Here is a 21,206-nt window from a genome sequence, read left to right as displayed (position 1 = left end):
ATCAGTAATTTTAAAAGTTTAAGACAAATCATAATTTATTAACTATGCTTAATAAAATTATTCGTTTTTTCCTTGAGAATAAACTGGTTACTTTTTTGGTGCTGATTGTCATGATTAGCTGGGGAATTATTAATTCTCCTTTTGGCTGGGATACCGGCATTTTGCCAAACGATCCTGTGCCCGTTGATGCAATTCCGGATATCGGAGAAAACCAACAAATTGTATATACGGAATGGCCGGGTCGGTCTCCTCAGGATATTGAAGATCAGATTTCGTATCCGTTAACAACATCCCTTTTGGGGATACCAGGTGTAAAAACCATTCGCAGTAATTCCATTTTTGGCGTTTCCAGTATCTATATTATTTTCGATGAGGATATAGAGTTTTATTGGAGCCGTACGCGGATTCTTGAAAAATTAAACTCTCTTCCTTCCGGAACTCTTCCCGAGGATGTTTCTCCCGCTTTGGGGCCTGATGCAACAGCTCTTGGCCAGATTTACTGGTACACCTTAGAGGGAAGAGATAAAGATGGAAATCCGGCGGGAGGTTGGGATCCTCACGAATTAAGAACCATTCAGGATTTTTACGTCCGCTATTCATTAACTTCGGCCAAAGGAGTAGCCGAGGTCGCATCCATTGGAGGTTTTGTGAAAGAGTATCAGATTGATATTGATCCGGATGCAATGAAGGCGAATGGAGTAAATATTAGTCAGATAATGGCTGCCGTTAAAAACAGCAATCTGGATATTGGAGCCCGAACCATTGAGTTCAATAAAGTAGAATATTTAATAAGAGCTTTAGGGTATATCAAAAGTCTGGAAGACATTGAAAAAAGCGTTGTTGCTGTTCGAAACAATATTCCCATCCGGATAAGGGATGTTGCAAAGGTGAATTTTGGTCCGGCCACCCGTCGTGGTGGATTGGATAAAGGAGGATCAGAAGCTGTTGGCGGTGTTGTGGTAGCACGTTACGGTGCTAACCCTTTGCAGACCATCGAAAACTTAAAAGATAAAATTGCGGAAATAGAACCTGGTTTGCCTTCTAAAACATTGGCCGACGGCACGCTGTCTAAAGTAACAATCGTCCCTTTTTACGATCGTACAGGATTGATCAAAGAAACCCTTGGAACATTAGAGGAAGCGATTTCACTGGAACTTTTGATCAGTATTTTAGTGATTATTGTGTTGGTGCTGAATCTCAGGGCTTCTTTCTTAATATCAAGTTTACTGCCGCTCGGAGTACTGATCACCTTTATTGCCATGCGTCAGTTTGGAGTCGATGCGAATATTGTTGCTCTGTCGGGTATTGCGATTGCCATTGGAGTTATGGTTGATGTGGGGATTGTATTCACCGAAAACATCATCAGGCATGCCGGGGCGGTTGAAAATGCGGGAGCCAAAGGGAAAAAACTTTTGGAAATTGTTTATACTGCCACAACCGAGGTTGCCGGGGCGGTTGTAACAGCTTTGGCAACTACCATCATAAGTTTTTTGCCCGTGTTTGCCATGGAGGCCGCCGAAGGAAAACTGTTTAAACCACTGGCCTATACCAAAACATTTACCATGTTGGCTGCTTTGCTGATTGGTTTAATCATCATTCCAACATTGGCCCATCTGGTATTTTCAATTCGTTTCGACAAAAACAAATACTCTAAAATCTGGAACAGCCTGATAATTTTGGCAGGCATTGTTTTGTCGGTTGTTTCAGGGAAATATATCGCAATGGCTTTGGTTGCATATGGCTTAAATGGTTTGTTTGCCGATAAATGGAAAGAGGCCAAAAAGTCGTGGGTGAATTTAATAAATATTGCCATCACAATTGTGGTAGTTGTATTCTTTCTGACCAAGGCATGGTTGCCTTTGGGAGCAGAGAACAGCCTGTTTGCTAACTTCTTGTTCGTAATTGCAATTGTAAGTGTCGTTTTAGGTGCCTTATCATCAGTCGTGTTTTTTTATGCGAAAATTCTGAAATGGTGTTTAAACAACAAATGGAAATTTTTATCGGTTCCCATCCTGTTTGTGGTATTTGGAATTTCAATATGGCAGGGATTTGACAAACTGTTTGGTTTTATGCCTGATTTTGTTCAAAATACCGGTGTTTATAAAAAACTGGATGCTGCCATTCCGGGAATTGGTAAGGAATTTATGCCTTCGCTTGATGAAGGATCATTCTTGTTTATGCCAACAACAATGCCACATTCCGGAATACAGGAAAATCTTGATGTGATTGCCGTTCTGGATAAGAAGATCAATTCGATTCCTGAGGTGGAAAGTGTAGTTGGAAAATGGGGACGTGTAAATTCTGCTCTCGATCCGGCACCTACTTCAATGTTCGAAAATTTGATCAATTATAAGTCGGAGTATATGCTGGATGAATCCGGACACAGAATGCGGTTTAAAGTAAACAGGAAAGACGCGTTTGTGTTGAAGGATGGCTCTACATACAATCCCAGGGAAGAGGGGTTTCGTTTAATCGGGAAAGAAAATCTGATAGAAGACAACAATGGAGAGTATTTCCGTCAATGGCGCAAAGAAATAAAATCGCCGGATGATATTTGGGATCAAATCATCAGTCAATCATCAATTCCAGGCTTAACTTCTGCCCCAAAACTGCAGCCAATTCAAACACGTTTGGTGATGCTGCAAACCGGAATGAGGGCACCCATGGGAATCAAGGTTTTCGGTCCCGATCTGGAGTCAATAGAAAAGGTTGGATACGAGATTGAAAAACATCTGAAACAAGTGAAAGGAGTGCAGGCCATGTCTGTTTTTGCCGATCGGGTGGTGGGGAAACCTTATCTGGAGCTCGAAATTGACCGGGATGCGATTTCACGATACGGCATTTCGGTTAAAAATCTGCAATCGGTAATCAGCAGTGCTATTGGAGGAATGCAATTGACAACAACAGTGGAAGGAAGAGAACGATTCCCTGTTCGCTTGCGGTATGCGCGGGAATTTCGCGACAATCCTGAAGATATAAAGAAGATATTGATTCCGGCATCGAATGGCGCTCAAATTCCGTTAGGCGATTTGGTAAACATTCATTACATCCGGGGGCCTCAGTTGATTAAAAGTGAAAATACCTTTCTGGTAGGATATGTAATTTTTGATAAAAAAGAGGGATTCGCAGAGGTGGATGTGGTTGAGAATGCACAGGATTACCTAAAAGAAAAGATATCCGAAGGAGAATTTAATCTGCCTGCAGGTGTCAGCTATGTTTTTACCGGAAACTATGAGAATCAGATTCGTGCAACGAAACGATTGATGATTGTTGTGCCAATTTCATTACTGATCATTTTTCTGATTCTTTATTTCCAGTTCAAATCTGTTGTATCAACAACTTTCATATTTACTGGGATAATTGTAGCCTTGTCAGGCGGATTTATTATGCTTTGGTTGTATGGTCAGCCCTGGTTTCTGAACGGAGAGTTAGGCGGCATTCACTTAAGGGATTTGTTTCAGGTTCACACCATAAATCTGAGTGTGGCAGTCTGGGTAGGTTTTATTGCTCTGTTTGGTGTCGCCACTGATGATGGCGTTTTGATTAGTACCTACATCAAACAGCTGCAGGAAAAAAAGAGTCCTAAAACAGCAAAAGAGGTTCGTGCTTTGGTTTTGGAAGCGGGTTCAAAACGGGTTCGTCCTGCAGTTATGACAACAGCAACAACCATTATTGCCCTGATTCCAATTTTAACATCAACAGGAAAAGGTTCCGATATTATGGTGCCGATGGCAATTCCACTGTTCGGAGGAATGACCATTGAGGTGCTGACGATGTTTGTTGTTCCGGTTCTGTACAGCATGTGGCAGGAAGCTAAAGTTACAAAGGAGTTAAAAAAAACGAAAGGAATAGAATCATGAGAAAAATAAATAGAATTATCACAGTCCTGTTTCTTTTGACATCTTCTGTTGCCTTTGGTCAGCAGGAACTGTCAGCTTATCTGAAAATGGGAGCAGAAAATAATCCGGGACTGAAGGCCCGCTTTAAGGAGTATATGGCAGCACTTGAGCTTGCTCCTCAGGTGAAAGCACTGCCGGATCCCCAGTTGGCATTCGCATATTTTATAGAACCGGTTGAAACAAGAATGGGGCCTCAGGAATTTAAATTTTCGCTTTCGCAGATGTTTCCCTGGTTCGGGACTCTTAAAGCAAAAGAAAATATAGCGGTTCAGAATGCCAAGGCCAGGTATGAGGTTTTTCTGGATGCCAAATCAAAATTATTCAGTGATATCAGTGCAAGCTATTACAACATCTATTTTAATAAGAAGGCCATTGCAATAACCAATCAGAACTTTGAAATTCTGAGTGTATTTAAAAAGCTGGCAGCTGTAAAGGTAGAGGCTGGTTTGGTTTCAGCTGTTGATGGGTATCGAATAGAAATGGAAATTGGTGATTTGCAAAATCAATTGGCTCTTTTAACCGATAAGCAGGAGGCATTGGAGTTTTCTTTCAACAAACTGCTGAATACTGATCCATCCAATGAGGTAGATACTCCGGATGTTCTGTGGGAAGACGATATTCGTTTTGCAAAAGAGGCTTTGTTGGATTCTGTGAGAAGCAACAATCACAAGCTGCTGGGAATAGCGCTTCAGCAGGAGTCGTTGAAATACCGAAAGATACTGGCAAACAAACAAGGCAAGCCCAATTTTAATTTAGGATTTGAGTATACAATTGTTGGGAAGGGAGACAATAATCTGGCAGGAAAAGATGCCTTTGTTTTCCCTAAAGCGGGGATCACAATTCCTCTTTACCGGAACAAATACAAAGCAATGATTAATGAAGTTGTTTTGCTTGAAACCGCCAAAGAGATGGACAAAGCCAATACACAAAATATGTTGGAGTCCATATTCGAAAATTCATGGAAAGATTACAAAGACGGACACAGAAGAATTGCTTTGTATATCTCCCAATTAGAATTGGCTAATAAATCGTTAAATCTGTTGGAAACAGATTATGCAACAGGGAATAAGAATTTTGAGGAGATTTTAAGAATGGAAAGAAAGGTTCTGAAATACAAGCTGGAATTGGAAAAAGCCAGAGCAGATAAACAAGCAGCAATTGCATTTATCTACTACTTAATGGGGAAATAAACCATTCCATGTGGCAGCTAAAAAACAAATTATAAGCATATGAAACGTCCATGATTAAGTAATTATTAACTCACACACGAAAATGATTATTTACTCATGGTAAGTTCCATCGGACCATAAAGTAAAAAATACAAACAGATGAAAAAAACAATCAATAATATAAAAGAGAATTACAAATTGGTAATTGCAGTTTTGGTAATTGGAGTTTTTCTCGGCCTGATATTTTCCGGATCGTCTGATAAAACAGTTGCAGGTACCAATGCTGTTGAAGGGCACGAAGGGCACAATCATGAATCTGAAGATCCAACTACCTGGACTTGTTCCATGCATCCGCAAATAAAACAGGATAAGCCGGGAAAATGTCCGATATGCGCAATGGATTTAATTCCGCTCATAAACAGGCAATCTAAAGGAGATGATATCAGTTCGAACGAAATTGTGATGACAGAGTCTGTGGCTAAATTGGCGGCCATTCAAACCATGAAAGTTCAATTGGGAGTTCCTGAAAAATCGATTCGTTTGCAGGGGAAAATTCATGCAGATGAAAGAAATATATCGGAATTGACGGCCCGGTTTGGAGGCAGAATAGAGAAGTTATTTGTCAACTTCACAGGACAAACAGTTCGCAAAGGCGACAGGCTGGCTACTATTTATTCTCCCGATTTGGTAACTGCGCAACGTGAATTGTTGGAGGCGATTGGTTTTAAATCGTCGCGTCCATCCTTATATCAGGCATCTAAAGGGAAATTGAAATTATGGGATCTTACCGATAAGCAAATTGAGGAGATTGAAACAAAAGGAGAACCAATGCTGTATTTTGACGTGTTGTCTCCAATTTCGGGAACCGTTACTGTGCGGAATGTTGCCATTGGCGACTATATAAAGGAAGGAACCAAATTGTTCGAAGTAGTTGATTTATCGAAACTTTGGGTGATGCTGGATGCGTATGAAAGTGATTTGCCCTGGATAAAAGTGAATGATAAGCTTGAGTTTACAGTGCAGGCGATGCCAGGTAAGAATTATGAAGCTAAGGTGACTTTTATCGATCCGTTTATTGACGGCAATACCAGAGTAGCAAAAGTGAGAGCAGAGGTTTTAAATAAAAATCAGCAGCTTAAACCGGAAATGTTTGTGAACGGGATTGTGAAATCTAAAGCTGAGAAAGGATTGAATAAAATACTGATTCCGAAATCAGCAGTGCTTTGGACAGGAAAAAGATCTGTTGTGTATGTAAAAGTTCCGAATCGGGAAACCCCGTCATTTTTGTATCGGGAAATAGTTTTAGGACCCGAAGCAGGCGCATTTTTTGTTGTGAGTGAGGGCTTGAAAGAGAATGAAGAAATTGCAATAAACGGAGTCTTTAAAATTGATGCTGCCACTCAGCTAATTGGGCTTCCAAGTATGATGAATCCTGAAGGAGGAAAAGTCTTAATGGGTCATAATCATGGAGATATGGTGGGCGGTAATTCGATGCAAAAAATGGAAGGCACTGTGGTGGATGAAAAATTTAAAAAGCAATTAACAGGTTTTTATAACGAATACCTGTTGCTCACAAAAGCTTTTGTTACCTCCAACCCATCTTTGGTTAAGCCTGCCGCGGAATCCTTACTGTCAAAACTGAGTGCTATTGACATGGAGCTGTTAAAAGGGGGTGCCCATATGGAGTGGATGACCAATTTAAATGTACTTGAGACCAAGTTGAAAGCGATTGCTGCCAGTAAAGATATTGATGCGCAAAGAACTGCTTTTGCCCCATTTAACCAGGCTTTGTATAAAAGTATAAAATCTTTTGGGCTGTATAAAGTAACAACTTACTATCAATTCTGCCCTATGGCTGCTGATGATAAAGGTGCTTACTGGTTCAGTAATTCTGAGGAAATTCAAAACCCTTATTTTGGAGAAGAAATGCTTGGGTGCGGAGAAGTGAAGGAAACAATTAAGTAATTAGTAACGTGTTGTAAAGTAAAATAGTTTATAAGGATAAAAGTAAATGTTATGAAGTTAAAACTAATAGGATTAATCGGATTGTTTTTAGTGAGCGGACTAAGTTTATCTGCTCAGCAAACAAGTAAAAAATTTAAGGTATTTGGTAATTGTGGAATGTGCGAAAACCGAATCGAAAAAGCGGCTTTAGCGGTGGATGGTGTAACACTGGCAGATTGGAACAAGGAAACGAAAATAATTGAGGTTGCTTTTGATACAACCAAAACAGACATTCACAAAATACATATGGCCATTGCCAATGCAGGTCATGATACGGAAATGCATAAAGCGAAAGATGAGAATTACAATAAGCTGCCGGCTTGTTGTAAATACGATCGGACGAATGCTGAGATGAAAAGTGACGAAGGACATCATCAGCATGAATAGAACAAATGGTTTAGATATTTACCTTCAGGATTAAAAATTGAAGCCCGACAGTATTGGTCGGGCTTTTATATGTTTCTCAGGGGTAATACCAATTTAATATCAAAATCCAGCTTAAAATATCAGCTTGTCGTGCTCTGTCTGTATACAAGTCTTCCTTGTCAGGGTATGACTCGATTCTATAGGCACTATTTCATAAGATCAATTTTGATATAATTACTTAATGCATTTGTACACAATAAATTTTTTGTCTTCAGCGATAATCTCAACCGACGAGAACAGAGGCTCCAAATGTATTTTGTAATTTAAATGTTTATTCGCGACAAGCTGAAGATTTCCGCCTTTTTTCAGACAGCGGAGACATCCTTTAAAGAGATGAAGGGGAATTTGGATGTTTATCTCAAATTCGAAATGAAAGGGCGGATTTGTCACAATCAAATCAAAAGTGTTATCATCAAAAATGGTTAGCTCATTATTAAAATGATGATGAATGTTTTCTCCTTGAACATTTAATTTTGCTGAAGAAACAGCCAGGTAAGAATCATCCATTAAATGGATTTCAGCATCAGGCAATTCTTTGAATATTTCGTTGCCAATAATTCCATTTCCAGAGGCTAAATCCAAAATACACCGATCGGTATCATCTATTTCAAGATGTTCCAAAAAAAACTGTGTGGCATAATCAATATGTTGTGCCGAAAACACACCCCAATACTGCTTGTAGTCTTGATTGTTGTAGTTTAGCGAGGTAATGAGTTCCTTTTTAACAATGTTTTTCTTTTTTGTAAGCACCAATAGACGCGCTTTTTTTACCGCTCTGCTTTGTTCCGTTACATCAAAATATTCCTGTGCTATTTGTAATAATTTAGGACTAAAATGGCGGGTCATGAATGCACAGATTACGGTAATATCTTCACTCGAATTGCCTGCAATCTGTTCAAGAAAAAGCTGAAAAAGCTCTAAAGATTTAGGCACATTTACCAAGGCGAAATCCATTTCATTTTCAAGAGGTGAAAGCGGATCCGAAAAATTAAGCATTGGAATATTGTGCGCTTTTAAATTGGCATCAATGGCTTTTTGCTGACTTTTTTGAGTGAATACTACTGTCGGGTTAAATGAATGTAAATAACAGCCCAAAAAACCAAACCGGTCACCATAAATGCCCAAATGATTTGGTTTTTTTTCCAAATCAGTAAATGCCTGTAAAAGATATTCGTCCGCAGCACTCCAGGCCTTTAATGATTTATCTTCTGATAGATCATATCTTTTAATTTGATATTTTTTTTCCTCAAAATTCATATGGTGATTGCCTTAATTTAATGATCAATAGTTGATGATAAGCTTCTTGTATTTTGCCGTTTATTGAATTGATGTTTCTGTTTAGAATAAAAACAAGTGCTGGTCCGGATATATGCCCATCAGGTTATGCCAATATTTAAAATTAGAATACTTTAGCAGAACGCTATCCCGAATTCCAGCTATTTGCAAACAAAAACAAGCCTGCGAAGATAGAGATTAGATGCGACAAATTGATAGGGTTCTGCACTTTCTAATTCAGTATGGCGCGATTGAGAGAATAACTGCTGGCGTTGGTACTGTTGGTTCTATTTAATTTCAATTCCAGTATGGTGCGATTGAGAGCGCGAGATGACAAAATCTACAAAAGACGCTTTAGGATTTCAATTCCAGTATGGTGCGATTGAGAGAGTTACGAAATCGGCAAAATTCGCCGTTAAGAATGTATTTCAATTCCAGTATGGTGCGATTGAGAGACGGAGTTAATCGTATAGATGCTTCGGGTAATTATACATTTCAATTCCAGTATGGTGCGATTGAGAGTATCGATCCTGCAACCCGTCCGGCCGGGTTCTTGCCGTATTTCAATTCCAGTATGGTGCGATTGAGAGAAGCATATTTAAAGCGGGTAAAAAACCGCATTAACCGATTTCAATTCCAGTATGGTGCGATTGAGAGTCCTAATTCAGGCAAATTGTACCTGCCATTGCTTAACAATTTCAATTCCAGTATGGTGCGATTGAGAGTGAAAAAACTTACAACACCAGTCAAAATATACTTAGATTTCAATTCCAGTATGGTGCGATTGAGAGTGTTTGAGGCATGAAAACAGGACACATAATACTCATATTTCAATTCCAGTATGGTGCGATTGAGAGGAAATAAAGTGGCTGTATGAATTTAAAAGACGAACATTTCAATTCCAATATGGTGCGATTGAGAGGTTATGGAATGATTTTGCATCAGTAAATGATAAAATATTTCAATTCCAATATGGTGCGATTGAGAGCGGATTACGATGCACTGAGGTTACCCGATTAAGCGTATTTCAATTCCAATATGGTGCGATTGAGAGTATGCAAGCAGTAACGCTTTAAATTTTATTGATTTTATTTCAATTCCAATATGGTGCGATTGAGAGCTAAACTGGGCGACGAAGTGTGGTGTGTTAATTTAAATTTCAATTCCAATATGGTGCGATTGAGAGCAAATAATTCACCTGTAACACTATCGGCTACATCAAATTTCAATTCCAATATGGTGCGATTGAGAGCAAAGATAAAAACCTTACCGAAGACAAATTCCTGTTATTTCAATTCCAATATGGTGCGATTGAGAGCTACATGTGCAACCAGTACAAAGATCCCTCTAAACCAATTTCAATTCCAATATGGTGCGATTGAGAGCTTATGACATTTAAAGAAATCTTCAGCAAAATTCTATTTCAATTCCAATATGGTGCGATTGAGAGAAATTATTTATGGGAAGATACAGATTTAACTGGATCATTTCAATTCCAATATGGTGCGATTGAGAGTTATAGCAAGAAATGAAGCCAGGACCGGCGGAAATTTATTTCAATTCCAATATGGTGCGATTGAGAGATTCGTTATGAATCTTACTACCCTTCTTTTTTATCAATTTCAATTCCAATATGGTGCGATTGAGAGGAAGTCGAAAATCAAAAAGACGATGAATCATATTTAATTTCAATTCCAATATGGTGCGATTGAGAGGTTGAAGTTAAGGAGTTGTCAACCCGCAGGTTCCATATTTCAATTCCAATATGGTGCGATTGAGAGTATAGAATAGGCATTTAAAGCGTCAATTCGTTGTTGATTTCAATTCCAATATGGTGCGATTGAGAGACCAAACAGCTAATCAAGACACCATCGAGGAATTTTATTTCAATTCCAATATGGTGCGATTGAGAGATAACAGCCTTACTGACCGTCCATATTCCTTCGTTATTTCAATTCCAATATGGTGCGATTGAGAGAGGTTACAAGCGATAAATTCGGAAAAACCTTTTTGTCATTTCAATTCCAATATGGTGCGATTGAGAGTATTGCTTTTGAATGTCTTGACAACGCTATTAACAATTTCAATTCCAATATGGTGCGATTGAGAGATTAGCGTAAAGTGGAACTTCGGCGATTCCTTTAAAATTTCAATTCCAATATGGTGCGATTGAGAGATAATACAGCCCCTAAAGCCCTTGCAACAGTTAGATTTCAATTCCAATATGGTGCGATTGAGAGATTTGGGGCTATAATTGCATTAATGTCATTTGTATTATTTCAATTCCAATATGGTGCGATTGAGAGAATGATGTTGACGAGTTTCAGGCTCGATTAGACACATTTCAATTCCAATATGGTGCGATTGAGAGACGGAAACAGTAAGCCGTGTGATTTAAACAAGCCAAAATTTCAATTCCAATATGGTGCGATTGAGAGATGCCTTCGTGAGGGCATTGTCCGCGTTTGCCACATATTTCAATTCCAATATGGTGCGATTGAGAGCTTTTTACGATTTCGGTTTATGGCTTTGCGGATAATATTTCAATTCCAATATGGTGCGATTGAGAGTTGATGTAAGCCGGCTTTAGATCTCTCAACCTAAGAGATTTCAATTCCAATATGGTGCGATTGAGAGAAGCTTGCGAAGAAGCTCAAAATGTATTTAGAGCAAATTTCAATTCCAATATGGTGCGATTGAGAGCGGTTACTTACCGTTTAAACGGCTCTTATTTGTCTAATTTCAATTCCAATATGGTGCGATTGAGAGGGAATAGCTTCGGCAATACTGCGAGGCAATTGGTGCTATTTCAATTCCAATATGGTGCGATTGAGAGCTTATTTCAATTTACGTTTTGCTCTTCTGGCTATCCATTTCAATTCCAATATGGTGCGATTGAGAGAATCACCGAAACCACCAATAAGCTCTTAACCACTCTTATTTCAATTCCAATATGGTGCGATTGAGAGGAATTTAGAATCGCAAAAGAGTTTCTGCCTGCCGATATTTCAATTCCAATATGGTGCGATTGAGAGTAGTTGAACTGTATAGTTAATTAGCCCGGCGCATTCATTTCAATTCCAATATGGTGCGATTGAGAGCCGGTTCCGGTGATCGGGCCAAGATCTATTTCTTATATTTCAATTCCAATATGGTGCGATTGAGAGCTTCCAAAAAGTTAGTTTCCATTCACGTACTGATATTATTTCAATTCCAATATGGTGCGATTGAGAGGAATTTAAAATAGCTAAGCAGTTCTTACCTGTCGATATTTCAATTCCAATATGGTGCGATTGAGAGCGAATATTTACAAGTTTTAAAACTTGCCGAACAAAAATTTCAATTCCAATATGGTGCGATTGAGAGACCTATTGGTTGATCCAATTAGAGAATCTCTTGATCATTTCAATTCCAATATGGTGCGATTGAGAGAACTTTGCTGTGCTTTTCCAACGTGTAATGTAAAGATTTCAATTCCAATATGGTGCGATTGAGAGCTTGGCAGTTTATCGATCCGCGGTTGGTTGAGACAAATTTCAATTCCAATATGGTGCGATTGAGAGCATCTAAAAATGGTTTTACTGTTGGGTTTTTAACTGATTTCAATTCCAATATGGTGCGATTGAGAGATTGCTCAGCCTCCTCAATTTCCTCTCCAGTAAACTTATTTCAATTCCAATATGGTGCGATTGAGAGGCAATAAAAAAATCCGGTACAATACAAATATTTACCGATTTCAATTCCAATATGGTGCGATTGAGAGTCGACCGACGACTCAAAAAAAACATCTGAAAATCAATAAATTAAGATTCTAAGATGTGGTTAAAACAACAAGCTTTAGTTGTCGATGTGTAAAAGTATAAAAAAGATAGGGTTTCGACAACATGGCCGAAACACTGGTTTTTCAATATGTCAAAGAACGTTAAGGTCGAAGTCACATTAAAAAAAAGGGGAGAGGGATGACCTGTAATGACTTATCGACAACTATAAGAATTGATCCAAATCATTTTTTTCATGTCCAATTACTTCTTTTTCCAACCATTTTTGTTCTCTGCTTTTAAATAAGATCAAACTATCGCGTTCTTCCTCATTCATAATAAATTCAGCTTTCAAAATTAGTTCTTTTAATTTAACCTCTGTTATTTCGCCTTCGAAAACCGAATTCTGAATCCAATTTAAATATTGTCTGCACAATTTCAACATTTTTCCTACACGCTTTTCGCCCATGTCGTAAACCAAAATTACATACATTACCAGTAAATTTTAAACGGTTTATATTCTTCTATGTCCAACAAATGTTTTTGCAATTTATAACATTCTAATTTTATCAGATGCTTGTAACTCACACTTCTATTTAAACTTCGGTGTTTTATGGTTTCTTCCAATCGTTTTTCAAAAGCCTGTATAAACTTTTTCTTTCCTTTCTCTTTTAAAACAATTCGGTTCAATTTTTCTTCGAAATCATTTTCCTGAATTTCTTTTTTGTTTAAAACCTTAAAAATGACCCGATCTACTAAAAAAGGTTTGAAAACTTCAGCCAAATCCAAAGCCAGACTAAATCGCCGTTCTCCGGGTTCATGCAGGAAACTAATGGTAGGCTCCAGCTGAGTTTTCTGAATCGCACGCAAACACTCCGAATAGCACATCATATTGCCAAATGAGATGAGAGAGTTTACAATATTTAAAGGAGGGCGCTTGGTGCGTATTCCCATCTCGTGATCATTAATAATTAAATTGAACGCATCGTAATAATTTTTCCGGATATTTCCTTCAATGCCCATTAATTCATCAATTTCCTTTGTCTCACCAATTTTTCCCCGAAGGAGCTCAATACTATCAATTACAGGCATCAAATCTTTACCTCTGTTATCGTAATACCTCAGGTTTTTTAGCATGTTAAACGAAGCTCCTTCGATAAAAGACTGGGCAACAACAATTCGTTTTGATTTTTTTAAATAGGCCTGGGTTTGGGCTATCAGCATTTTTCCCGAAAGCAATTTACATTTCGGAGCAAACGATCCGGTGTAGTTTTCATAGTAATCGTAAAAATGCACGGCAATATCATTTTTACCTAAAAAGTTATAAAGAGCCGAATTGGCATCCAACGATCCCAATACATACAATTGGTCAACTTGTTCAACTGGCAAATAGCGGGGTTTCAAATCATTTCCTTCCTCATCAACAGGTGTAAATTTTAGCGTGTTATCCTTTCGAGATAAACGCCCTGGATTGAATAGATAGTAAGTTTTCTTCATTTTCAACAATTAAAATTGAGTAAATCAGATATTAGTTTTCTTTCTCAGAACTATAACAAAAATCGTAGTAAGAGCATTTTTTACACTTTGGCTGATTTATGGTTTCAGGGCATTTATCGGAGTGTATAATCTTATCAATTTCCTCAAGTAATTCAACAATTCTCTCTTTATCGGGGATACTCAAAAATACCTCTTCCGTTTTGCGTTCCTTCGGATATTCGAGTATGCCGGTTACACCTTCTATACCATTTAATTCCAATACATAGATGTAGTACTTTACCTGCCAAGCATGAGATTCCAATAATTTGCTCGACTTTTTAATTTCGTGAACCACCTTACTCTTAGCATCGTAATAATCAATTTTGATTCCATCAATAGCAATCTCTTCATATTTCGAACTTCGTTGCTGATAACTGTTTTCGTGTATCAGTTTGCCTTCGTAAACCAAATCTGAAGAATGTTCCATTTGAATATTGTTCGCAAACAACCACAGTTTGCGATGGCAAACCATGTAGTAATTGAAGTGGGTTCCGGTGATGTGCATAAGGCTTAGTTTTCGAACCAATTTGTTAGATTAATTACTTGCTTGTTTTCTAAATGATACTGTTTAAAGTGATGCAAGTCATCAAACCAACTTTTTACTTGCTCTCTCATTAAGGATGTGTCTCTATCAGATAAACAGGTGAGATAGGATGACCAGACATATTCGGTGGGACTTTCGCAAAATCCATGATGTACCGGGTTATTGTGAATGTAGATGATTACCCTTCTGAGATATTCTTTTGAGTCAATCAACTTCCTTTTAAAGGGATGCTCAAATAAGCTGCCTGTACGTTGATTCCTCTTGTTAAAAGCTTTGGAATAAGCATTAAATAAGTTAGAGAATTGTTGATTAATACGTTTTTCGATATTTAAACCTCGAAGGTTTTCAAAACCTTCGAGGTTTGATATAATTTCATCCTGCCTTTTTATCCGAACTAACAAATGAAAATGATTGCCAAGCAATACCCATGCATAGGTTTCTGCGATTGGTGAAATGTACTTATCGTAAAGTCTTAAAAAATGCTCATAATTTGAATGCTCCGTGAATATAGGGCATGCATTAATACCACGATTATAGATGTGATAGTATTGCTGTGTTAGCAAAGGCATGGGAGAATGAGCCATAATGTTGTTATTTTTAATTCTAACCCCTCAAGGTTTTTAAAACCTTGAGGGGTTAACCTGTTAGTTCAGTTGATTTTCGTAATCGAAAGCCATCATTTTTTCGATAAGAGCTTGCTCTGCTTTATCTAGGGCATCGGCAGAACCAATAGAACCCGCAATAAAACTTGATGCAATTGGAGTAATAAAGAAATCAGCTTTGGCAGTTTCATCTATTCTTGGACTTGCCTGTGGGCGTTCGGTATCATCACGTAATTCACCTCGAATAGCATAGGCAATTTGATTTGCGTTATCGCTGATAGCTACAGCAACAGTTTCCATTAAACTAAAAGTTCTTGATTGATTTGAAGTAATTCTCCAATTAATCAAAGCATGTGCAAGGGTTGGTATAATCACTTCTCTTTTTTCTTTAGGACAAATAAGGCATTTGCCAAAAATATTTTCTCCTTCTATCCATCCATCTTCTTTTAGCTTTTTCTCAATTTCAGGAAAAAGTTCTGGTTCAAGTTTATTCGTAGATACAGTAAAAAGAGTTCTTAAATCAATTGCAATATCATAAACAAATAAACCAGAGGCGCGCGTTTGTCCTGAGGGGTTAAAATATTTAGGTCCTAAATTTCGTTGATTACTTACTAGCCATTCTTCAAGTTCTTCTTGTGGAATTTCTTGCCTTTTCCCTTTGTCATCTAATCTCGATACCACAACCTTGTGAGCTTCTGGCTTACTTGATCGATCAAATACAACAGGTTCTGTTTCTCGTTCCAAACCACCCAATAAAGGATGTAAGGGGCGCATTGCTGAAATTGATAACGGGCTTCTTCTTTTTACAGTATAAGAATTAGATTTGGCTTTCATAAAACCTCCAAGAAGCTGATCTGGGAATGAAGGGTCACATGGAGAATGTGGTTCTTTCATTCCTGCTTTGCCATTTGCATCTATTTCCCAATTAAACGTAATTGCTGCAAAAGGTAATTCGAGAGCCTCTATTACAGACCTTTTTACTTGTTGTCCACTAGAGTATGCCATATCTCTGTTAAATTGTACATCTCTGTAAAATTTTTGACCATTTGACACACCAAATACAGTATGTTCTGCATGTCGAAGACCTCGTAAATAAATGAATGGTGAATTTTTCATGATATTTGTTTATTATTTTGTTTTGTAACTATATTCAAATCTTATTAATGCCATAAATAATGGGAAAGAATCCACAGGCATTTTCAATATTTCATCTAAACAATTTTTGATTTCTGTTTTCTTTTCTGATTTATTAATTAGCATCGTTAAACCATCAATAAATGCTTTTAGTGTCTTGATTTCTAAAAATTCCTTACTCTCTTGTGAAGTTTTTTTTGTTCCTCTACTCAAACCTTCTTGTTTACTTTCAATTTCAACAAGAATTTCGGCAATGTCAGTAGCCGTTTCTAATAATTCCGTTTTGTTTAGCATAGCGATAATCCAAATTTTATACAGTTGATATTGTTTGTATGATTCTTCATTATTAAACTTAAATTCTTTTCCTTGGGCATATTGAACTGATCCTTTGGGCATAAACTGTCGAAGTTTTGCTGGCTCAATAGCTTTTAATCCAATAGTGCCGGACTTACAAGCCTCTTTAAAATTGTAAAAGGTTGACAATTCTTCAATCTCTTTCTCTTTAAGGATGGTTGAATCTTCAGACATAAATATTTTATCCCTTAATTCGTAAAATTTCTTGATCTGAGGTAAAACGAGGTTAATAAACCCAAGAGTAGTATTCATCTTGCCAAATTTAAATACATTAACGGTTAGTGTTTTTGACGAAAATTGTTTTGTGAGAGTAAATATTACACTTGACCAACTTAATGATGTCATTGCCATTTTACCAGATTCTTTATTAAAAGAGATCTCTGGTGTTTGGAAACCATCAAGTGGATTTTTAGGATCAAACTGATTTGAAAACACATGACTTATCCAATGAGAATTCCACACATCAATTTGATTCCCTTTTAAATTTGGAGTTTGATCTAGTACTTTTCGGTAGTATTTCCAGCCAAGGAAGATTGATAAAAGAAGTTTATCATTATCTATTAAAATGGAATAACCTGCACCCATTGCGATGCAAAATCCACTACCAATCCATGATGAATACATTTCATTTTCAGTAACAGTCAGTGGTAAATTTGAAAGTTGGCCAGAAGTTCCTGCCATAATATCTTGAGCAGCATATCCCACCATTGTTGTTAATGATGCTCCATCTTCCTTAACATTTTTATGAAATCGTTCTTGTTTAATTTGATGAATAGATTTTCCATCTTCTAACAACTTTTTTGATACTGACTGAAAAAAGGAAGAATTTGCAACATTGAGAAAATGTCTATCATTATTAAAGAATTGTGGAAAAACAATTTCGTCAAAAAATGATTCCGGCGAAAATTCTGTTTCTTCCTTTTTATTGAATAATTTGAGGAATTTACTTCCTATATAGCTTGTATACATATCTATAAAAAATTATCGTGTTCAACTAACTGCAATCCATATAATTCGTAATCATCTGATTTTTGAGGCACTACAAACGGATTTGATCCAACTTGCAATTGCTCGTATTTATTTCGATGTCGAGCGATTGTTTTCCAATTGATGGGTATTTCCATATAAACTCGATCTTCCCACGTTGCAGCCAAATATTTATCTCTATCTTCTTCTAGAATACATGAGGCACTTTCAATTTCAAGTGCTTCAACCAAAACAGCTTTTTTATTACTTGTAAGCTCTTTTAACGTATAGGCTTCATTCTTATAAATTAAATGAAGATCAATCTCTTTTAAATCAAATTCTGAGTAAACAGCATCAATCTTTTCTTGAAGTTCATTTTCTTGCAAAACTGATCCATTCTCAGGTAATTGATCGAAGCTTTTTTTGAGAATATCCATTTTATAGGGAAGAGCCATTTTTTGGGGTGCAACAATATGAATGGGTTTATATTTCCCTATCGTTTCGTCTGTCCTTTTCCTATTAACACGACCAAATCGTTGAATCAAACTATCAAGAGGAGCACATTGTGTAATCATTCTATCAAAACTAATATCAAGACTAACTTCAACAACCTGAGTTGAAACAACAATACATGGGTTTAATCCATCCCCAAACTGATGACTTTGATCACCATTAAATTCCGTTTTTAGCTTAGTTTCTAATGCAACACGATCTCCCCGTTTAAAACGACTATGAATTAGTATTTTGGGGATTTCAGGGAATTCTTTTTCTATTTCTTTAAATGCATCTTGTGCTTGATTAATGGTATTGAAAATAACCAATACCTTTTCATTGTTGAGCACCGCTATATTTAAAATTGGGATTAAGCAATCAGGGCTTTCCTCTTTAAATATCTCATGTCTGTTAAAATCTTTAAGCAATCCATCTTGCAGGCTAACTTCATATACCTTCTCTTTACCGCCTAATATCTTAACTAATTCAGAGTATAGAAGAGTGGGCATTGTAGCCGTTCCAATATGTATTCTGCAGTTTAGTCTAATCAATGTTTTTACAATTTCTAAAACCATTGCTTTAGAATAGTCTGAATAGGTATGTATTTCATCCAAAATAATATCACAACCTTCCAAATCAAGCATTACACTTTCGTAACCTGATATTCCAAAAATAATTCCAGCTAATTGGTGAGGGGTGAGCACTTTTACTGATGAACCTACAAGTGGTTGAATCATTCGTTCTTCAATTCTTTTTCCTACTACAATTTTAGAAGTTGCATGCAATAATCTGATGTCTTTGTTGGAGATTGTATTTTTAAAGCGTTCCCACATTGCATTAATTGAAGCTTGAAAAGGAAGTGTGTAGAAAATTCTCCCCTTACACCTTCTTAAAAGAAAATCGGTTTTTCCTGCCCCTGTTGGAGCAACAACTAAAGTGTGTTGTTTTGAAATATTTGTTTCAATTTGTGAAAGAGGGAACAGGTTACTCCTTCTTTTCTCATCAAAATAAAAATTTAGGTTAGGCACTTCAAATAGTTTCTCAAGATTGTTACTTGTTTTATTCCCAAATGCTGATGCAAAGTGATCAGCAGCCATTAACAAACCTCTTAATCTAGACCATCCTTTTCCCTTTTTTTCACAATAACTAACTGTGTAATTTAATGCATCTGTTGCCTCTTCTATGGTTATTCGCTTAACAGGAATGCCAAAATGATTTAATACTTCTATTCCATAGATACTCCAATCCTCCCATTGTTCAAGATGATTTTTTATCCAATGTCTGTATTTGTCATCTAAATCAAGTATTCCTCTTTCTTTAGAATCTTTAATGATAGATTTATGATGAGCAACTACCATTTCGATTAAAAAAGGCCATTCACTTCTGGGAAAAGCGGGCAGGAAGCCTAACGACGACAATTCGTGCCTATGAATAATTGCATCCTTTCTTTCCTCGCTAATACTGCCAGAATTAATGTTCTGAATTCTTTTTTGAAAATATGGATGAGCTTTACCAAGATCATGAAGAATAGCTCCATTTCTAGCAATCTTAATATCTTGTTTTGAGAAAAAACCGATGCTAAACCTTTCAATCGCTTCAACAACTTGTATGGTATGATCTAATAATGTTGTTTCACCATAGTTTATACTCTTCGCTAGTATTTTTGTCGATTCAGTCATGGTTAACTTCTTATTGGATTACCAATTACTTTAAGTTCCCCAAACATTTCTGTGGCATCTTTAAAACGATTATGTCCGACCTTAAATCCGTTAGTTTCATCAGTAAATGCTAATTCAAAGCCATCAATTTGCTCGAATTCATCTTCGTCCATTTCGGTTAAACTTGTGGGTAAAAGAATATCTTCATTTCTGCAAAGGCAGATATTCTGAATAAATGCATTTTCTGCATCAAACTTTGTTTCAAATGCAAGATGTAATTCAGGATTAAGCATGACTGCACGATTGATTATTCCGATATTTTTTGCTTTAAAATATTCACGGTCTAAAGTATCTTTCTTTTTCTCTTTTTTAAATCCTCCTTTCGACCATGTCTTCTCTTGTTGTGAAGTTAATCCACAATAACTCAATCGATGTCTAACAATTTTCTTAATCTCACCATCATCATCTTTCAATAATTCAGGAAATAGTTTTCGCTCTATACCTGCAACTATTGATGGTGTGAGAAATTGTTGACTATAGGTTTCTTCATCTCTCACCGCTGTCCAAGGCTTAATAAACCCAAATGGACCTGTGTATTTTACTACGTATATCTTTTCCATATGATTTATTTTAAAGCACCAAATCCAATTCCTGTCGAATTTCCCAGGCCAACAGTCCATGCAAATTCCTTTACTATTGTATCACCTTTTATTACTACCGGACAAACTGATGTTTTATTATCAATATCCTTGTATTTTATCAGTTTTGTTTTAGCCTTCGAGTAGCTTTGATCAAAAGCAATTTCAAAAGAATCATACTCAATTTCTGCAATCTTCAATTTTGTCTCAAGTGTTTCTTTAAGACAATTATCTGCGTCAGCGTCTGAGTAAATAATATGCCTTACTCTGTCTTCTTCTTTTCTTTTAATAAAAACTGGGCTCGAAGCATAAAATAATTCTTGATTCGAAAAATTGGGAGTCTCAATCAATACTATTTCTTTAACGTGCATGCCACAAATCAGATCTTTGTCTTTCATTACACCAGCAATAATTTTTCGGATGAAAGTGTCATCCCAGGCACTGATACTAAATTCTGCACCATCAGGGAAATCAAGTTGCTTATTTTTAAGTTTTGATCCTGTCAAATTCGAAAAAGAATACAAGGATACAGCTCCGTGGTCTTGATTATCTCCAAGCCATTTATGAATTGCTCCGGTTAGCAAATGCTGATAAGTAAAAGGAACTAATTCTTTGTTTGCACTAATTCGTAAATTAATTCTCATAGGATAAGTTTTTTATATTGTTTTATTTTTTAACGGGTTTAATTGTTTATAATACAGTGTTGTTATGGATGTAAGTGTGGTGCGACAAGCAAGTTAAGTAAAATTAA

The 21,206-nt window shown here is 36.8% G+C and carries 14 protein-coding genes and 1 CRISPR repeat array; of the genes, 4 read left to right on the top strand and 10 right to left on the bottom strand.

Annotated features, from left to right (window positions below; all coding sequences use genetic code 11):
• Positions 1–44: 44 nt before the first annotated feature.
• The 4 genes from ACY0M5_RS17400 (at position 45) to ACY0M5_RS17385 (ending at position 7,459) form a co-directional block, all read left to right on the top strand.
• Complete coding sequence (locus ACY0M5_RS17400) at positions 45–3,860, top strand: efflux RND transporter permease subunit (protein WP_461630045.1); 3,816 nt, start codon at positions 45–47, stop codon at positions 3,858–3,860.
• Positions 3,857–5,089 carry a TolC family protein gene (locus tag ACY0M5_RS17395; RefSeq protein ID WP_461630044.1) on the top strand — a complete coding sequence of 411 codons (1,233 nt, stop codon included), beginning with the start codon at positions 3,857–3,859 and terminating at the stop codon, positions 5,087–5,089. The genes ACY0M5_RS17400 and ACY0M5_RS17395 overlap by 4 nt, the downstream gene beginning before the upstream one ends.
• A gap of 138 nt (positions 5,090–5,227) precedes the next feature.
• Complete coding sequence (locus ACY0M5_RS17390; RefSeq protein WP_461630043.1) at positions 5,228–7,033, top strand: efflux RND transporter periplasmic adaptor subunit; 1,806 nt, start codon at positions 5,228–5,230, stop codon at positions 7,031–7,033.
• Positions 7,034–7,084: 51 nt separating this feature from the next.
• Positions 7,085–7,459, top strand: coding sequence for a heavy-metal-associated domain-containing protein (locus ACY0M5_RS17385; RefSeq protein WP_124993064.1), 375 nt, complete (start codon positions 7,085–7,087; stop codon positions 7,457–7,459).
• 213 nt (positions 7,460–7,672) lie between these two features.
• On the opposite strand, the gene ACY0M5_RS17380 is transcribed toward ACY0M5_RS17385, so the two are convergent.
• From ACY0M5_RS17380 to cas6, 10 genes are all read right to left on the bottom strand, one after another.
• Positions 7,673–8,755 (bottom strand): class I SAM-dependent methyltransferase, encoded by a 1,083-nt coding sequence (locus ACY0M5_RS17380; RefSeq protein WP_461630042.1) that lies wholly within the window; start codon positions 8,753–8,755, stop codon positions 7,673–7,675.
• 246 nt (positions 8,756–9,001) lie between these two features.
• Positions 9,002–12,536: direct repeats of the CRISPR family, unit length 30 nt; unit sequence ATTTCAATTCCAATATGGTGCGATTGAGAG.
• 221 nt (positions 12,537–12,757) lie between these two features.
• Positions 12,758–13,024, bottom strand: a complete 267-nt coding sequence (gene cas2, locus ACY0M5_RS17375) for a CRISPR-associated endonuclease Cas2 (protein WP_101311515.1) — start codon at positions 13,022–13,024, stop codon at positions 12,758–12,760.
• Positions 13,024–14,028, bottom strand: coding sequence for a type I-B CRISPR-associated endonuclease Cas1b (gene cas1b / locus ACY0M5_RS17370; protein ID WP_461630041.1), 1,005 nt, complete (start codon positions 14,026–14,028; stop codon positions 13,024–13,026). The genes cas2 and cas1b overlap by 1 nt, the downstream gene beginning before the upstream one ends.
• 31 nt (positions 14,029–14,059) lie before the next feature.
• The gene (gene cas4, locus ACY0M5_RS17365) at positions 14,060–14,572 is read right to left on the bottom strand and encodes a CRISPR-associated protein Cas4 (RefSeq protein ID WP_461630040.1); all 513 of its coding nucleotides are present in this window, start codon (positions 14,570–14,572) and stop codon (positions 14,060–14,062) included.
• A 5-nt stretch (positions 14,573–14,577) separates the two neighbouring features.
• Positions 14,578–15,195 (bottom strand): transposase, encoded by a 618-nt coding sequence (locus tag ACY0M5_RS17360; protein ID WP_461630039.1) that lies wholly within the window; start codon positions 15,193–15,195, stop codon positions 14,578–14,580.
• Positions 15,196–15,255: 60 nt separating this feature from the next.
• Positions 15,256–16,329: a hypothetical protein gene (locus ACY0M5_RS17355; protein ID WP_461630038.1), complete on the bottom strand. Its 1,074-nt coding sequence runs from the start codon at positions 16,327–16,329 to the stop codon at positions 15,256–15,258.
• 12 nt (positions 16,330–16,341) lie between these two features.
• Complete coding sequence (locus tag ACY0M5_RS17350; protein ID WP_461630037.1) at positions 16,342–17,670, bottom strand: hypothetical protein; 1,329 nt, start codon at positions 17,668–17,670, stop codon at positions 16,342–16,344.
• Between the two features lie 2 nt (positions 17,671–17,672).
• Positions 17,673–19,838 carry a CRISPR-associated helicase Cas3' gene (cas3, locus tag ACY0M5_RS17345; RefSeq protein ID WP_461630036.1) on the bottom strand — a complete coding sequence of 722 codons (2,166 nt, stop codon included), beginning with the start codon at positions 19,836–19,838 and terminating at the stop codon, positions 17,673–17,675.
• Positions 19,839–19,840: 2 nt separating this feature from the next.
• Entirely contained in the window at positions 19,841–20,437 is a 597-nt protein-coding gene (locus tag ACY0M5_RS17340; protein ID WP_461630035.1) for a hypothetical protein, read from the bottom strand.
• Positions 20,438–20,442: 5 nt separating this feature from the next.
• The gene (gene cas6, locus ACY0M5_RS17335; RefSeq protein WP_461630034.1) at positions 20,443–21,099 is read right to left on the bottom strand and encodes a CRISPR-associated endoribonuclease Cas6; all 657 of its coding nucleotides are present in this window, start codon (positions 21,097–21,099) and stop codon (positions 20,443–20,445) included.
• Positions 21,100–21,206: the final 107 nt, after the last annotated feature.

It is taken from the genome of Labilibaculum euxinicum (genome assembly GCF_963678175.1).
GTDB lineage: Bacteria > Bacteroidota > Bacteroidia > Bacteroidales > Marinifilaceae > Labilibaculum > Labilibaculum euxinus.
This window is presented reverse-complemented; position numbering and strand designations above follow the sequence as displayed.

Bases quoted from the DNA above. Each gene is read 5' to 3' on its own strand.
- cas4 (WP_461630040.1), bottom strand. From the start codon at position 14,572: ATGCACATCACCGGAACCCACTTCAATTACTACATGGTTTGCCATCGC.
- ACY0M5_RS17395 (WP_461630044.1), top strand. From the start codon at position 3,857: ATGAGAAAAATAAATAGAATTATCACAGTCCTGTTTCTTTTGACATCT.
- cas1b (WP_461630041.1), bottom strand. From the start codon at position 14,028: ATGAAGAAAACTTACTATCTATTCAATCCAGGGCGTTTATCTCGAAAG.
- ACY0M5_RS17340 (WP_461630035.1), bottom strand. From the start codon at position 20,437: ATGGAAAAGATATACGTAGTAAAATACACAGGTCCATTTGGGTTTATT.
- cas6 (WP_461630034.1), bottom strand. From the start codon at position 21,099: ATGAGAATTAATTTACGAATTAGTGCAAACAAAGAATTAGTTCCTTTT.
- ACY0M5_RS17355 (WP_461630038.1), bottom strand. From the start codon at position 16,329: ATGAAAAATTCACCATTCATTTATTTACGAGGTCTTCGACATGCAGAA.
- ACY0M5_RS17380 (WP_461630042.1), bottom strand. From the start codon at position 8,755: ATGAATTTTGAGGAAAAAAAATATCAAATTAAAAGATATGATCTATCA.
- cas3 (WP_461630036.1), bottom strand. From the start codon at position 19,838: ATGACTGAATCGACAAAAATACTAGCGAAGAGTATAAACTATGGTGAA.
- ACY0M5_RS17360 (WP_461630039.1), bottom strand. From the start codon at position 15,195: ATGGCTCATTCTCCCATGCCTTTGCTAACACAGCAATACTATCACATC.
- ACY0M5_RS17350 (WP_461630037.1), bottom strand. From the start codon at position 17,670: ATGTATACAAGCTATATAGGAAGTAAATTCCTCAAATTATTCAATAAA.
- ACY0M5_RS17385 (WP_124993064.1), top strand. From the start codon at position 7,085: ATGAAGTTAAAACTAATAGGATTAATCGGATTGTTTTTAGTGAGCGGA.
- cas2 (WP_101311515.1), bottom strand. From the start codon at position 13,024: ATGTATGTAATTTTGGTTTACGACATGGGCGAAAAGCGTGTAGGAAAA.
- ACY0M5_RS17400 (WP_461630045.1), top strand. From the start codon at position 45: ATGCTTAATAAAATTATTCGTTTTTTCCTTGAGAATAAACTGGTTACT.
- ACY0M5_RS17390 (WP_461630043.1), top strand. From the start codon at position 5,228: ATGAAAAAAACAATCAATAATATAAAAGAGAATTACAAATTGGTAATT.